A 14158-nucleotide genomic window follows, 5' to 3' on the forward strand; every position below is an offset into this window, starting at 1 on the left:
CGCATGCGCCGCCACGACACCTGGCCGTTCGGCCAATGGTCCGCGCGTGGGCAAATCAGTTAGACTCGACGGCAGTTCGAGCCTTAAAGCGGCCCGACTGCGTCATCAACATATGGACAAGAGACATCAGGCGGTCGATGCGCTATTCAGTCGAAATCAAAAAGTTTCTGTATAGCCAGTACTTCTACGGCGGCTTGCGCATTGCAGTGGGCGTGTCGCTGCCCGCCATTCTTTGCCTGATCGTCTTTCATAACCGGGAACTCGGCTTCACCATCGCGACGGGCGCGCTCGGCGCGTGCGTCGTCGACATGCCCGGTCCGCTCAAGTACAAGCACAACGAGATGCTCGCGTGCAGCGTGATCGGCTTTCTCGCCGCGCTCGCCACGGGTCTCGCGACGGTCAACCCCGTCGCGCTGTGGTGCGCCGTGGTGCCGCTCACGTTCGTGCTGTCGCTGATCGTCGTCTACGGCAACCGCTGGCCGCAGATCAGCTTCGCGACGCTCTTCATGATGGTGATGACGCTCGAAGAGCATTTCACGCCGCTGCAGGCGCTCATCAACGCGTCGTGGATGCTTGTCGGCGGGCTGTGGTTCACGTACTGGTCGACCTTCGTGAGTCACTGGATGATGTACCGCATCGAGCAGCAGGCGCTCGCCGAAAGCGTGTTCGCGCTGGCCGACTACCTGCTCGCGCGCGCCGACTTCTTCGATCTCGACAACGATCTCGACGAGTGCTATCGCAACCTCGTCGCCAAACAGATCGCGGCCGTGGCCATGCAGGACGCCGCGCGCGACATCGTGCTGCGCAACTTGCCCAAGCTGAAGAGCGGACGGCTCGAGCCGCGCCGGGCGACGCTCTTCAATCTGTTCATTCATATCGTCGACCTGCACGAACAGTTCGTCGGCGCGCATACCGACTACTCGCTCGTGCGCAATACGTTCGGCGGTTCCGATCTGCTGATCTTTTATCGCGATCTGATCCGCAAGGCCGCGGCCGATCTCGAAGACATCGGCCTCGCCGTGCTGCAGAACGAGCCGCCGCGCGCGCGGATCAACGTGAAGGCGGAACTGCGCGCGATCGAATATGAAATCGAGCTGATGCGCAAGCAGGAGCTGCCGAAGAAGAACCCCGAAGCGTATTCGACCATTTCCGCTTCGTTCAGGCGCGTGTGGAGCGCGACGCGTCTGATCGACCGGATGCGCAAGAATCTCGCGAACGAGGAAGGCTCGAAGGAAACCGATCTGCGTATCGACCAGGCGCTCACGCGTTTCGTGTCCAGCCGACGCGTGCCGTTCGGCTCGATCTTCTCGAATCTGACGATGGCGTCGCCGAGCTTCCGGCATGCGCTGCGCGTGACGATCGCCGTCGCAGTCGGCTTCTGGCTCGGACGCCTGCTGCCGCTCACGAACGCCTACTGGATCGTGATGACGACCGTCATCATTCTGAAACCCGGCTACTCGCTGACCAAACAGCGCAACGGGCAGCGTATCGTCGGCACGCTGATCGGCTGCGCGGCGAGCATCGCACTGATCATGAGCGTGAAGTCGCCGCATTTGCTCATCGTCGTGATGTTCGCGTCGATGGTGATGAGCTACAGCCTGCTGCTCTTCAACTACACGGCAAGCGTCGTGTTCACGTCGTCGTATGTGCTGCTGATGTTCCATCTGCTCGCGCCGGGCAGCTTGCATATCATCGGCGAGCGCGCGATCGATACCGTCGTCGGCTGCGCGATCGCGATCGCCGCGAGCCACCTGTTCCCGTACTGGGAATACCGGCTGATGGGCAAGCTCGTCGACGACATGATCGCGGCGATGCGCAGCTATCTGGAGGCGAGCTGGTGGTGGGGCGGCAAGCCGGCCACCAGCGCCGCCAGTTCCGTCACAGCGCCCGCGGCACTGACGGAAGCGGCCGCGCTCGCGCCTGCCGTAGCCGTCGCGGAAGTCATGGCAAGTGGTGCGAACGGCGTGACGGAAGCGGCAGTAGCAGCGTCGGCAGCGGGCGTTTCGATCAGCGCGACGGCAGCCGCCAAACCGCCTGCGCCCACACCCGCCGCCGCTGCCGCCGCGAGTGCACTCGATCGCGACTATCGCTACCGGCTTGCCCGCAAGAACGTGCACGTCGCGTTCGCCAATCTCGGTCAGGCGTTTCAACGGATGATGCTCGAGCCCAAGTCCGCGCAGAAGTTCGTGCCGGAACTCAACGATCTGCTCGTGCGTTCGCATGTGCTCGCCTCGCAAATCACGGCGGCTGCGCCTTTGCTGCGCACGTCGTCCCAGCAGCTGGGCGGACCGTCGCATCAGCCGCTGCAACGCGCGCTCACGCTGATCCGCGACAACCTCACCCAGGCCGAGGAAGGCAATCCGCCGCCCACCGATCAGGTGGAAATTTCAAAGCAGCTGACGCGCGAACTCGACACGATGGTCGTCGAAGCGGAACGCTCGCCCGACTATGCGCCGGACGCCGTGCATGAACTGAAACTGCTCGCGCATCAGTGCAAGCAGATGCTGGCGGCGTCGTTTCAGATCCGCAAGGATGCAGGCATCATCCGCCTGCCGGAGAACTGAGTTGAGAACGCGGGCGCCTCGCTTACTGCGACGCGCCCTTCGCAGCGTTCACGGCAGCGCCCGCTGCCGATGCCGCGGTTGCTGTCGTATCGACGGAATTGTCGCGCTCGTATTCGTGCTTTTCGGTGATCGCGTTGTAGAGAATCGTCGCGATCACCAGCAACACCACAACGACGATAAACACAGCGACGCCAACCGTCGGGTTTTTCTTCTTGCGCGGATCGTTCATGAGTCGGGCTCTGCTGGCGGATTGATTCGGCGGAGCGGGCATTCTACGCCGACGCACCTTGCGCGCGGCTTGCAGTCCGCCGCGCGCGCAGCCGCAACAAGTTCGCAGCAAGCTGCGCTCCCAGCATGACCGGGATCAGCGGCTTTCAGCGACGACGGCCGCCCGCACCGGCAACGCCGTCGAGTACTTGATCTGCTCCATCGCGAAACTGGAACTGACGTCGTACAGCGGCACGGCGCGGATCAGCTGTTTGTAGACGCGGTCGTAGTCGTCGATGTCCGACACGACGACGCGCAGCAGATAGTCCGTCTCGCCGCTCATCCGATACACCTCCACCACCTCGGGAATGTCCTGCACGGCGCGCGTGAAAGTCTGCGCCCAGGCTTCCGTGTGCTGGTTCGTACGCACGGCGACGAACACGGTCGTGCCGACGCCCAGTTTGCGCGGATCGCACAGCGCGACCTGCGCGCGGATCACGCCCGCTTCCTTGAGCCGCTGAACCCGTTTCCAGCACGGCGTCTGTGAAAGATTCACCCGCGCGGCGAGTTCCGCGATCGGCATCGTCGCGTCCTCTTGCAGGAGTTCGAGCAGCCGCCGGTCAATGATGTCCATTCCCATCTTCCCACCCAGATAGAAAATTATTCTATTTCTCGTCAAGACGGAGGAATTATATGAAAACTCTTTCTCCGCGCAAATCGGTATAAATGAGGGCAGTCCCGTTCTCTAAGAACAACACCCGCGGAGCCTTCCATGAACCCTTCAACCGGCCTCAATACAAGCGAATCGTCATTGGCCGAAACGCATTCTTTTTTCTGTACGACGCCCGAAGCGGCTGCTGTCACGCGGCTCTGCTCGGCCCTCGACGTCGCTTTCGATGCCTGCACCGAGGCGCACGATCCGTCGCTGCATGCGTCTTTCGCCCGCGCGGTCCGCGCTGCGCTTACCGAAGCCGCCGCCGATCCCGCGCTTCTCACGGACGATCAACGCGAACCGTCCGCCACCTGCTACCGACGCCATCTGCTCGCCGCCGACCCGCACGGCCGCTATGCGATCGCCGCGCTCGTGTGGATGCCCGGCCAGGCGAGTCCGATTCACGCGCATCACACGTGGTGCGGCTATGCGGTGATCGACGGCGCGTTGACGGAAACCTTGTACGACTGGCAGGCGGACGGCGATTGCGCGGTGCCCGTGCGTGAGCATTCGCGCGAAACGGGCGCGGTGTCGTTCACGCGCGCCGGGCGCAACTGCATTCACCGGCTCGGCAATGGCAGCGGCGCGGCGGCTGTCTCGCTGCACATCTATGGCGTATCGGGCAATCAGATCGCGACGCATGTGAACGACGTAGTACGCGTCGCCGATCACGTGCAAGCCGTTCCTGCCTGAGCGCCCATCCGTCGTAATCGCATCAAACGAAAGGCGTCACGCATTCACGCGTGACGCCTTTTTCATTTCAAGCTCCGATCCTCTTCACGTCTTGCCTCCATCGCCCGCCGTCGGAATCTGCGGCGGCACGGAGGCCGTTTGTCCCGTCGACGGTGGCGCCGGACGCGGCTCGTGAGACACGTCGCGCGCCGGCGGCATCGCGCCGCCCGTCTTGGGCCGGAACGGCGTCGTCGTGCCCGTCGCGGCTTCGCGCGCGTGCGCCTCGTGATGCGCCATGTCGTGCTGCGCGACATCTTCGTCCATCAGCGCCTCGCCCACTTCGTCGCCGCGCGACGTATGCACGCGCATCTGCGGCACGGGAATCTCGATGCCCGCCTCGTCCATCTTGCGCTTGAGCCGCAGATTGAACGCGCGCGCCACGCTCCATTGCTGCAGCGGCCGCGTCTTGATCTGTCCTTTGACGACCATCCAGTTGGGATCAAAGCGATCGAGGCCCCACACTTCGACAGGACCGAGCATCTCGCGCCGGTAACGGAAGTCGGCCATCAGATCCGCACCGACGGCGCGAATCAGTTGCGTCACCTCGTCGACATCGGCGGAAAACGGCACGCGCACTTCGAACACCGCGTACGCGAAATCGCGCGACAGGTTCTTCACGATCTTGATCTGCGAAAACGGAATCGCGTGGATCGCCCCCTGGCCGTCGCGCAGACGCACCGTGCGGATCGACAGGTATTCGACCGTGCCCGCGTGGCCGCCGTCGATATCGATCCAGTCGCCGACCGAAATCGTGTCCTCGATGATGATGAAGAGACCCGTGATCAGATCGCTCACCAGCGACTGCGCGCCGAAACCGATCGCGAGACCGATCACGCCCGCGCCCGCCAGCAGCGGCGTCACGTTGATGCCGAGATTCGCCGCCGTGACGATGCCCGCAATCGTCAGGATCGTCACGAACAGCACGTTGCGCACGAGCGGCAGCATCGTGCGCGCGCGCATGCTCGGATTCTTCGACTTGTTGCGCGGACTGCTCGGATTGACGGCTTCCTGAATGGCCGTGTCGATCAGAATCCACACGAGCCACGACAGGAACACGGTGATCAGGATCGCCGTCAACGCGTGCGCGATGCCACGCGCCGTCACGCTTTCCTCGATGATCTGCGCGAGCGACACATCCCACAGCCGCGCCGCGAACTCGAAATATGCGAGCCACACGAACAGCGTGACGAGCGTGCCGACGAAACGCAGCAGCCGCGTCAGATACGGCGAGCGGCGCCGGCGGCGCGCATTGCGCGGACGCGTCACACGCAGCACGACGGCCGACAGGAAGAACGCCAGCACCAGCAGCAGCGCCGTCACCACCGAGATCTGCAACACGTTCTCGCCGCTGCCGATACCGCCGATCGTCGCGATCACGGACGCCGTCGCGAGCACCAGCATCGGCACGTGCCACAGCGACGCGAGCACGTCGAACGCATCGGTCGCGGCCTTGTGGTCGTGCCGCTGCTCGTACGCGCGATTGCGGATCAGATGCGCGACGGGACGCCGGAACGCCAGCGCGAAGTAAGCGGTCAGCGCGGCCGCCGTCATGTTCGAGACCGTCGATACGAGCGCCGCGAGGTTCGTGCCGAGTTCATGCGCGACGTCGTAATTGACGGCGGCATCGCCGAGCGCGCTGCAAATGCCGATCACGAACAGCAGCCGCCGCGCCTGCTCGATCAGCACGCGCACAGCCGCGCGCCGATGCCCCGAGCCGAACAGCGAGAACATGATCAGGCAGATCGCCGAAAACACCGCGCCCGCGACGATCGCGTACGCGATCACCATTGCGATCGTGCGGCCGAGCGAATCGGGCATCGCGCGCACGAACATCAGCGCTGCGACGAACGCGACGATCCACGGACCGACGCGGCGCAGCGCGAAAATCAGAAGATCGCGCGTGGTCGGATTCGCATCGAGCCGCACGACGATGCCAAAGCGCGTGTGAATCCTGCGCTGCAGATAGATCAGCCCTGCCGCGCACGCACCCCAGCCGGCGAGCACGGCAATCATGTTCAGCAGCACGCGGCCGAAATGCTCGCGCCCCTGGCTCGTGACGATCGTGTAGATCTCGTTGCCCGCCGCGTTGAATCGGCCGGACCAGTAGTTGAGCGGCGAGCGGCCCTGATGCACGTCCGTTTCGAACGATGCGATGCCCGCCGCGATCGCGCCGAGCAAACCGGATCCGGGAGTCGCCTGCGCGGACGCGGACGCGGGCGGCCCGACCGTCTTCGTCGCGTCGCGCAGCTTCTTGAGCTGCGTGACGAGCGCGGTGCGCTGGCGATCGTTGTCGAGCGTGGTGATCACGCTGTCGAGCGATTTTTCCAGCTCCGCCTGGCTCGCGGGCGACGGCGCCGACGCGGCATCGGCTGCCGACGCGCCCGACGCGGCCGCTGGCGTCGACACCGTTGCGCTGTTGATCAGGCTTTGCAGCGCGGGAATCATCGGCGTGCCGCTGGCGGCGCCGGCGGCATGCGCGCTGCCGGACAGGCCGAAGCTCGCGCACGCCACTACGAGCGAGACACAGACGGACACGCGAAACGCATGCGCGAACGCGCCCGACGCCGCGCGATGCAATGATCGGGCGTGCGAAAAAAATGCAAAAACGAATGCGAAAACAATATGGAAAACGGCGTCAATCGCCAAAAGCCCGCCGGATGACGGCGCAGCCCGCGATTCACGCCGCGCAAGGCATGACTTCATGGCAATCCGTGACTGTGCTGCAACTGTGCAGGTTGCGTGGGACGGGAGACGCCAAGTTTAGCGGGTGTCGTCGAGGGAAAACTCCCCGATGCGTAACCGAATGTTAGTGCACTTGCGCAGCGGCGTGAGAGCCGCTCCGGCGCGGCGCGCGGTGCTGGCACGCGCGCCGGACGGCGTTCGGCCCGTTCAGTAGGCGACTGTCGCGAGCTGATGAACGAAACGGCCCTGCTCCAGCTCGTCGACGAACGCGATCGCGTAGTCTTCCGCCGAAATGCTGCTGTTGCCCTGCGCGTCGACGATCAGCGAGCCCGCGCCCGTGCGGAACGTGCCCTTGCGCTCGCCCGGTGCGATCAGCGCGGCGGGCGCGAAGAACGTCCAGTCGAGATCGTTTGCTGCGCGAAGGATGGGCAGCGCATCGCGGTGCGCGAGCGCAATCGCCTTGTACGCTTGCGGAAAGCCTTCCGTATCGACGAGCTGTTTGCCAGGCGCCACTTCCAGCGATCCCGCGCCGCCCACCACGACGAGGCGCTTCACGCCCGCCGAACGCGTGCCTTCGACGAGCGCGCGCGTCGCCTTCTCGATCAGCGCAACGTTGTCCATCGGCGGCGCATACGCGCTCGCGACGACGTCGTGTCCGCGTGCACCCGCTGCAACGCTCGCGGCATCCGTCACGTCAGCCTGCGCCGCCGTCACGTTCGCGATATCGGCCGGCACGCGCTCGGGATTGCGCGAGAACGCCGTCACCTGATGCCCGCGGCGCGCCGCTTCAGCCGCGACCCGCGATCCGATCATGCCCGTTGCGCCGAACAGCGCGATCTTCAGTGCTTTGCTCATGACAATGTTCCTTTCGCTTAAATGTAACTTTGTTGATTACATATTTCGTTAAAAAAATCGGGGCGTCGCCCCGTGCTTCTGCTTTTCACTTCGAGTTTTTACTTCGCTCAGCCGTCGGCTGCTGCCGCTTTACGCTTGCGTTCGCGCGAACGCTCGGCGCGTACCACATCCGCCGTCGCGTCCGCCAGCGTGCGCGACGCCAGCGACGCTTCGAGCGCCTGCTGCGCATCGCCGATGATGCCCGTCAGCACCGTCTGGATGTTGCGCCCGACCATGCACGCCGGGTTCGGCGTTTCGCGATGCATCGCGAACAGCTGCGCGTCGTCGACGGCACGGTAAATGTCGAGCAGCGTGATGTCTTCCGGTTCGCGCGCCAGCAGCGCGCCGCCGCCCGCGCCGAGCTGCGACGTGGTCAAACCGGCTTCCGCGAGCATCGCCAGCAGACGCCGGATCAGCACGGGATTCGTGTTCACGCTTCCCGCAATCATCTCCGACGAGAGCGGCACGCCTTCCTGCAACGACAGCAAGGCGAGCACATGAACCGCAAAGGCAAATCGGCTACTCGTATTCACAGCGCTAGATCATCCGATACGCATGAAACGCACGCTACATCCCGGCGACGATGTGTAATCATCATAGTTACACTTGGCACGCCAGTCAAGCGCGCTTATTTGTCCATCTGCTTCTGGGCGTCGCTGGATTCGGACGACGTCGACTGCGAACTCGCCGATGCGTCGCTCGACCATTGCTGCAGCTTGCGCCCGGCCGTTTCGAGCCCGGCGCCCGTCGAATTCATCGCCTTGTTGACGGCGGCGTTCGTCGCGCTGGCGGCGCCTTGCAGATTGGCCTGCGCCTGCGAGGCGAGATTGCTCGGGCTGAGATCGATCGTCGGGCCCGACGCAGCCGTATCGAGATTCTGCTGCGCGGTCGTCTTCGCGGCGTCGACCTGCTGGCCGACGTAGCTCGCGGCCTGATCGAGCTTCTGGCTGGCCTGCTGCGCGATGTCGTCGAGCTTCGGCGTCGTCTGCCCCGCCGACGCATCGTTCTTCTGGCAGGCGGCGAGGCCCGCGAGCAGCGCGGTAGCGAAGATCGTCGAGCGGATCAGCGGATGGCGTGAGAGTGGTTTCATGCTTGTGATTGAGCCGCAGCGAGCGGCTTCGTCTTGCGAAAACGCCTCAATGATACGCTGTTGCGCGTCGCGCCCTTCGCGATGCTGTCAACAAAGCGGGAGTAGACTCCCGACGTTCGACGTGTTCCCTCAACCACTGGAGGCATGCGATGGCAGCAAAGAAGATTCTGTTCCTGACAGGCGACTTCGCCGAGGATTACGAAACGATGGTGCCGTTTCAGGCGCTGCAGGCAGTCGGCCATATCGTCGATGCCGTCTGTCCCGGCAAGCGCGCGGGCGAGCGCGTGAAGACGGCGATTCACGATTTCGAAGGCGACCAGACGTACACCGAAAAGCCCGGCCATTTCTTCACGCTGAACGCGACGTTCGACGAGATCGTTCCGTCGCAATATGACGCGCTCGCGATCGCAGGCGGCCGCGCGCCGGAGTATCTGCGGCTCGACGCCAAGGTCATCGACGTCGTGCGCCAGTTCGCCGAAGCCTCCAAGCCGATCGCGGCCATCTGTCACGCCGCGCAGCTGCTCGCCGCCGCCGACGTGATCCGCGGCAAACGCATTTCAGCCTATCCCGCCTGCGCGCCCGAAGTGAAACTGGCGGGCGGCGACTACGCGGACATTCCCGTCGATGCCGCCGTCACCGATGGGAACTTCGTCACGGCGCCTGCGTGGCCCGCGCATCCCGAATGGCTGCGCCAGTTCCTCGTCGTGCTGGGCACGCGCATCGAGTTGTGACACGTCCGAGCGCCAGCCGCCCAGTTTGAGATTTTTCCGATTTCACGCATGCATAGGGCCTTCTAGAGTCGCGGGTTGACTTTCGGGAGGCTCTACTATGGATTTCACTAACTGGGTGATCATTCTCGCTGTCGCGCTGATCTCGTTGACCTTTTTCTGTTCGCGCGCACCGGCCGGCTGGTCGATCGAAAACCGCGCGCGGCGCTTCACCGGCATGCGTCTGCTGGCGCAAGCGGTCCTGTCGTTCTGGAGCGCGCTGCTGATCGTCGTGCGCGGCCTTTTCGCACTGGGCGCACGCACGTTTCATGTCGCGCCCCAACTCGTCCTCGCGGGCGCCCTGCTTCTGATCGTCGCAAGCTGCTACTGGTCGATCCGCGGCAGCAAGCTCCTCAAGCCGCGCCGCCTGTTCTCCGCACCCTGAGCATTTCGCCCGCGCGAATCCGCTAACGCGCGTCGGCACGCAACGGCTGCTCGCCTGCCGTCGTCGCCAGATCGCGCTCTTCTTCCAGCGACGCCAACGCATCGGGCAACGACAGATAGAACGTCGTGCCCACATCTTGCGTCGATTCGGCCCACACCCGCCCGCCGTGCCGCTCGATCATACGCCGCACGAGCGCCAGACCGATCCCCTCGCCCGACGCCACATTGCCGTGCAGCCGCTGAAACGCATTGAACAGGCGCGGCATCGCGACGTCCGGAATGCCGAGGCCGTTGTCCTTCACATAGAAAATGCGCAGCGTCTGCACGCCGGGCGGCGCGGGCGCCGTGCCGATTTCGACGATGCCCGTGCGCTCCGGGCTCAGATAATTGATCGCATTGCCGATCAGATTCGCGAACACCTGTTCGAGCGCTGTCGGATCGCCCCACACGGGCGGCAGCGACTGGACGATCACGCGCGCGCCGCGGTCGCGGATGGTCGCCTGCATCGCGTCGATCACACGCTGCACGATGTCGCGCACATCGACCTGCTGGCGGCGGTACTCGACGCGGCCGACGCGCGATAGCCGCAACAGTGCGTCGATGATATGCGACGCGCGCAATACGGCCGTCTGTAGAAAATGCAGCGCTTCGCCGATGTCTTCGTCGATCAGCCGTTCGACATGCTGCCGCTGCTGCGCCGTCAGCGACGACTGCCGGATGGCCGCGCGCAGATCGTCGCAGGCGTGGATCAGCTCTTTCGAAAAGCCTTGCAGATTGACGAGCGGCGAACGCAAATCGTGCGACACGCTGTAGATGAAGGTTTCGTTTTCCTGGGTCTGCTGGCGCAAGGTTTCGTTGGTCTGCGCGAGGTCGGCCGCGTGACGACCCAGATCGGACTGGAAGCGCGCCTGCTGACGCTCCGCTTCGAGCAGGCGGCGGCTCGCGACATGCAGCGTCAGATCGAGCCGCGCGATTTCATCGTTACCGCGCGTCAAGGGCGCGAGCGGCTCGTTGCTCGCGAGCCGGCTCGCGTTGTCCGACAGCAGCGCCAGCCGGCCGCGCACGCCGCGCGCGAACATCCAGAACGCGATCGCGACGAACACCAGCGAGCCGGTCACGGCCGCGACGATCAACGATTGCTGCCGCTCCCGCGCTGCCGCGGCTTCCGCCGAGCGCACCGAGTCGAGCAGCCGTTCCTGCGCCTGAAACGCGGCGATCTGCGCGCGAAAACTGTCGAGCACGTCCGTTCCCGCGAGATCGCGAAAACGCTGCAAGACGTCGCGCCGCCGACCCGAGCGGATCAGATCCTGCACGCGATCCGACCATTGCCGGTAAGCCTGCACGGATTGGCGGATCTGCGCAGCGCGCTCTACTTGCGTGGGATTGTCGGCGACCAGTTCGGCGAGCCGGTCGATGCGGCGGTCGACGTCCACCCAGAACGCGACGGGTGTGGCGACGTCGCGCGTGCCGCTCACCACCGTGCCACGCAAGCGCACGGATTCGAGCAGGACGGGCGCGAGAATATTGGCCGTCTGCCGCAGCACGTCTTCGCTGTGCATGCTCCAGCGCTCGGCCTGCTCGGCATCCGCCTGCGCCTTGACCAGCCCCGACAGCAATGCGAGTTCGAATACGGCGGGTATCGCAATCAGAAGCAGGCCTTTGGTCGTCAGTCTCATGCGTGCGCCGGGGAAGTCGGAAGCCGGCGGGTCGCGCCGGGACGGCACATTATGTCGGCGATTGCGGCCGATGACAAAGACGGTTCGGGCGCGCGCCCCGCCAAGCTGGTGCACAGGGCGACGCCTAAACTTCGCTACTCCCGCCGCGTCGGGCCGCGCGTTATCTATTCGTAGGAAAACATTAAGCAAATCACAGGGATATGCCCATTTTTGGGATTACGTGATGCCCCAACGCGGCACACATGCACATAGACGGTGCGCCTTGCCCGCTGTGCGCCCCGCAAGCGATTCCGGGATCACACCGCCCGACGCCCGAAGAACCCATTCCAGTGCAGCTTCGCACCGCCGGAACGCGTGGCCGCCTCCATTTGGCCCACTTCTTGCGTTCGATGCCCGCTTTTCGAGCATCGCAGGATCCCACACGGATGGACAGTCTCAAAACCGGCACCGATACCCTCTTCCTCCTGCTCGGCGCAGCGATGGTCCTCGCGATGCACGCGGGCTTCGCGTTTCTCGAGCTGGGTACGGTCCGCAAGAAAAATCAGGTCAACGCACTCGTCAAGATCCTGGTCGATTTTTCGGTGTCGACCATCGCGTATTTCTTCATCGGCTACACGATCGCCTATGGCGTGCAGTTCTACGGCAGCGCCGAGACGCTCGCGCAGCACAACGGCTATGCGCTGGTGCGCTTCTTCTTCCTGCTGACCTTCGCGGCTGCGATTCCCGCGATCGTGTCGGGCGGCATCGCCGAGCGCTCGAAGTTCAACCCGCAGCTGTTCGCGACCTTCGTGCTGGTCGGCTTCATCTATCCGTTCTTCGAAGGCATCGCGTGGAACGAGCGCTTCGGCATCCAGGCGTGGATTGCGCACGCGTTCGGCGCGCCGTTCCATGACTTCGCGGGTTCCGTCGTGGTGCACGCGTTCGGCGGCTGGGTCGCGCTGCCTGCCGTGATGCTGCTCGGCGCGCGCCACGGCCGTTACACGCGCGACGGACGCATCGCCGCGCATCCGCCGTCGAACATTCCGTTCCTCGCGCTCGGCGCGTGGGTGCTGGCCGTCGGCTGGTTCGGCTTCAACGTGATGAGCGCGCAGACGATCGACAAGATCAGCGGCCTCGTCGCCGTCAACTCGCTGATGGCGATGGTCGGCGGCACGCTGACTGCGTGGCTCGCGGGCCGCAACGACCCGGGCTTCACGTACAACGGCCCGCTCGCGGGACTCGTCGCGGTGTGCGCGGGCTCGGACGTGATGCATCCCCTCGGCGCGCTGATGACGGGCGCCGTCGCGGGCGTGCTGTTCGTCTACATGTTCACGATCGTGCAGAACCGCTGGCGCATCGACGACGTGCTCGGCGTGTGGCCGCTGCACGGACTGTGCGGCGCGTGGGGCGGCATCGCGGCGGGCATCTTCGGCCAGCATGCGCTGGGCGGGCTCGGCGGCGTGTCGTTCGCGGCGCAGCTGATCGGCACGGTCGGCGGCGTCGTGTTCGCGACGCTCGGCGGCACGATCGTCTACGGCGCGATCCGGATGACGGTCGGCCTGCGCATCGACCAGGAAAACGAGTACAACGGCGCCGACCTGTCGATCCACAAGATCACGTCGACGCCGGAGCGCGAAACGGTCGGCTGACGGACGTGGCGCCCCGCAACTCGTGCATCACTGCAGCGCCGCGCCGGCTGGTGTAACCTCGCTTTTCAGGAACCGGCGCACCGCAATGCTGAACCGCCCATTCCTCATACAATCGCGCGCGCCGGTGTTAGACTTGCGCGCGCCGGAGATGGCATTCTCCTAAACCGCCCTCGTGGCTGATGATGCCTGCTTCGCCCGGAAGCTGCGGACGTTGCAGAGTCACGCCACGCCGCAGCCCGGTTCGTCGATGTTCGGCTTTCCAGGCTTGCTCATGTATCTCTCCATTCTTGCCGTCGGTATCGGCGGCGCACTCGGTTCGCTGTTCCGCTGGTTTCTCGGTCTGCGCCTCAACGCGGTGTTCCCGTCGCTGCCGCTCGGCACGCTCGCGGCCAACGTGATCGCCGGTTACATCATCGGCGTGGCCGTCGCGTACTTCGGGCGCAATCCGCAGATCGCGCCCGAATGGCGCCTCTTCATCATCACGGGTCTGATGGGCGGGCTGTCGACGTTCTCCACATTCTCTGCCGAAGTCGTCCAGCACTTGCAGCAAGGCCGGCTCAACTGGGCGGCGGGCGAGATCGCGATTCACGTGACGGCATCCGTCATCGCCACGGTGCTCGGCATCGCGACGGTCGCGCTCGCGGCGCGCTGACCGCGGCAACGCGTCAGCGCTCACATGCACGGCGCGTGACGATGACTGACACCCGCCGTTCATTAAAAGATCATGGCCGAAGGCTGCCGCGCGCATCGTGCGTGGCTGTATCATCGACGTCATATGCGGCGGGCATCGTGAAGACCATCACGCAACGCGCCGCTCCAGAT

At 64.7% G+C, this 14158-nt stretch carries 13 protein-coding genes and 1 riboswitch; of the genes, 6 read left to right on the forward strand and 7 right to left on the reverse strand.

Annotated features, from left to right (window positions below):
- Window positions 1-137 precede the first annotated feature (137 nt).
- Entirely contained in the window at window positions 138-2564 is a 2427-nt protein-coding gene (locus QEN71_RS23200; protein WP_201657397.1) for an FUSC family protein, read from the forward strand.
- A gap of 22 nt (window positions 2565-2586) precedes the next feature.
- On the opposite strand, the gene QEN71_RS23205 is transcribed toward QEN71_RS23200, so the two are convergent.
- Window positions 2587-2793: a hypothetical protein gene (locus QEN71_RS23205; RefSeq protein WP_201657400.1), complete on the reverse strand. Its 207-nt coding sequence runs from the start codon at window positions 2791-2793 to the stop codon at window positions 2587-2589.
- Window positions 2794-2928: 135 nt separating this feature from the next.
- Window positions 2929-3411, reverse strand: coding sequence for an Lrp/AsnC family transcriptional regulator (locus QEN71_RS23210; protein WP_201657403.1), 483 nt, complete (start codon window positions 3409-3411; stop codon window positions 2929-2931).
- A 132-nt stretch (window positions 3412-3543) separates the two neighbouring features.
- Here QEN71_RS23210 and QEN71_RS23215 point away from each other — a divergent pair, with 132 nt between their 5' ends.
- Window positions 3544-4176: a cysteine dioxygenase family protein gene (locus QEN71_RS23215; protein ID WP_201657406.1), complete on the forward strand. Its 633-nt coding sequence runs from the start codon at window positions 3544-3546 to the stop codon at window positions 4174-4176.
- A gap of 84 nt (window positions 4177-4260) precedes the next feature.
- Here QEN71_RS23215 and QEN71_RS23220 read toward each other — a convergent pair whose 3' ends face one another.
- The 4 genes from QEN71_RS23220 to QEN71_RS23235 all read right to left on the reverse strand — a co-directional run bounded on the left by QEN71_RS23220 (window position 4261) and on the right by QEN71_RS23235 (window position 8881).
- Complete coding sequence (locus QEN71_RS23220) at window positions 4261-6918, reverse strand: mechanosensitive ion channel family protein (RefSeq protein ID WP_201657409.1); 2658 nt, start codon at window positions 6916-6918, stop codon at window positions 4261-4263.
- A gap of 186 nt (window positions 6919-7104) precedes the next feature.
- Window positions 7105-7752, reverse strand: coding sequence for an NAD(P)-dependent oxidoreductase (locus QEN71_RS23225; RefSeq protein ID WP_201657411.1), 648 nt, complete (start codon window positions 7750-7752; stop codon window positions 7105-7107).
- A 107-nt stretch (window positions 7753-7859) separates the two neighbouring features.
- Complete coding sequence (locus tag QEN71_RS23230) at window positions 7860-8324, reverse strand: Rrf2 family transcriptional regulator (RefSeq protein ID WP_201657413.1); 465 nt, start codon at window positions 8322-8324, stop codon at window positions 7860-7862.
- A gap of 95 nt (window positions 8325-8419) precedes the next feature.
- Entirely contained in the window at window positions 8420-8881 is a 462-nt protein-coding gene (locus QEN71_RS23235; RefSeq protein WP_201657415.1) for a hypothetical protein, read from the reverse strand.
- 149 nt (window positions 8882-9030) lie between these two features.
- On the opposite strand from QEN71_RS23235, the gene QEN71_RS23240 reads away from it, so the two are divergent.
- Both QEN71_RS23240 and QEN71_RS23245 read left to right on the forward strand, forming a co-directional pair.
- Window positions 9031-9612, forward strand: coding sequence for a DJ-1/PfpI family protein (locus QEN71_RS23240; RefSeq protein WP_201657417.1), 582 nt, complete (start codon window positions 9031-9033; stop codon window positions 9610-9612).
- A gap of 97 nt (window positions 9613-9709) precedes the next feature.
- Window positions 9710-10033, forward strand: a complete 324-nt coding sequence (locus QEN71_RS23245; protein ID WP_201657419.1) for a hypothetical protein — start codon at window positions 9710-9712, stop codon at window positions 10031-10033.
- Window positions 10034-10055: 22 nt separating this feature from the next.
- Here QEN71_RS23245 and QEN71_RS23250 read toward each other — a convergent pair whose 3' ends face one another.
- Window positions 10056-11708, reverse strand: coding sequence for a sensor histidine kinase (locus QEN71_RS23250; RefSeq protein WP_201657421.1), 1653 nt, complete (start codon window positions 11706-11708; stop codon window positions 10056-10058).
- Window positions 11709-12133: 425 nt separating this feature from the next.
- On the opposite strand from QEN71_RS23250, the gene QEN71_RS23255 reads away from it, so the two are divergent.
- Both QEN71_RS23255 and crcB read left to right on the forward strand, forming a co-directional pair.
- Window positions 12134-13336 carry an ammonium transporter gene (locus QEN71_RS23255; protein ID WP_201657423.1) on the forward strand — a complete coding sequence of 401 codons (1203 nt, stop codon included), beginning with the start codon at window positions 12134-12136 and terminating at the stop codon, window positions 13334-13336.
- Between the two features lie 135 nt (window positions 13337-13471).
- Window positions 13472-13532, forward strand: a riboswitch (Fluoride riboswitch).
- Window positions 13533-13607: 75 nt separating this feature from the next.
- Window positions 13608-13988 (forward strand): fluoride efflux transporter CrcB, encoded by a 381-nt coding sequence (gene crcB, locus QEN71_RS23260; RefSeq protein ID WP_201657425.1) that lies wholly within the window; start codon window positions 13608-13610, stop codon window positions 13986-13988.
- Window positions 13989-14158 lie beyond the last annotated feature (170 nt).

The organism is Paraburkholderia sabiae (assembly GCF_030412785.1).
Taxonomy (GTDB): Bacteria; Pseudomonadota; Gammaproteobacteria; order Burkholderiales; family Burkholderiaceae; genus Paraburkholderia; species Paraburkholderia sabiae.

Bases quoted from the DNA above. Each gene is read 5' to 3' on its own strand.
- QEN71_RS23240 (WP_201657417.1), top strand. From the start codon at position 9,031: ATGGCAGCAAAGAAGATTCTGTTCCTGACAGGCGACTTCGCCGAGGAT.
- QEN71_RS23235 (WP_201657415.1), bottom strand. From the start codon at position 8,881: ATGAAACCACTCTCACGCCATCCGCTGATCCGCTCGACGATCTTCGCT.
- QEN71_RS23205 (WP_201657400.1), bottom strand. From the start codon at position 2,793: ATGAACGATCCGCGCAAGAAGAAAAACCCGACGGTTGGCGTCGCTGTG.
- QEN71_RS23210 (WP_201657403.1), bottom strand. From the start codon at position 3,411: ATGGGAATGGACATCATTGACCGGCGGCTGCTCGAACTCCTGCAAGAG.
- QEN71_RS23250 (WP_201657421.1), bottom strand. From the start codon at position 11,708: ATGAGACTGACGACCAAAGGCCTGCTTCTGATTGCGATACCCGCCGTA.
- QEN71_RS23245 (WP_201657419.1), top strand. From the start codon at position 9,710: ATGGATTTCACTAACTGGGTGATCATTCTCGCTGTCGCGCTGATCTCG.
- QEN71_RS23220 (WP_201657409.1), bottom strand. From the start codon at position 6,918: ATGAAGTCATGCCTTGCGCGGCGTGAATCGCGGGCTGCGCCGTCATCC.
- QEN71_RS23255 (WP_201657423.1), top strand. From the start codon at position 12,134: ATGGACAGTCTCAAAACCGGCACCGATACCCTCTTCCTCCTGCTCGGC.
- crcB (WP_201657425.1), top strand. From the start codon at position 13,608: ATGTATCTCTCCATTCTTGCCGTCGGTATCGGCGGCGCACTCGGTTCG.
- QEN71_RS23215 (WP_201657406.1), top strand. From the start codon at position 3,544: ATGAACCCTTCAACCGGCCTCAATACAAGCGAATCGTCATTGGCCGAA.
- QEN71_RS23200 (WP_201657397.1), top strand. From the start codon at position 138: ATGCGCTATTCAGTCGAAATCAAAAAGTTTCTGTATAGCCAGTACTTC.
- QEN71_RS23225 (WP_201657411.1), bottom strand. From the start codon at position 7,752: ATGAGCAAAGCACTGAAGATCGCGCTGTTCGGCGCAACGGGCATGATC.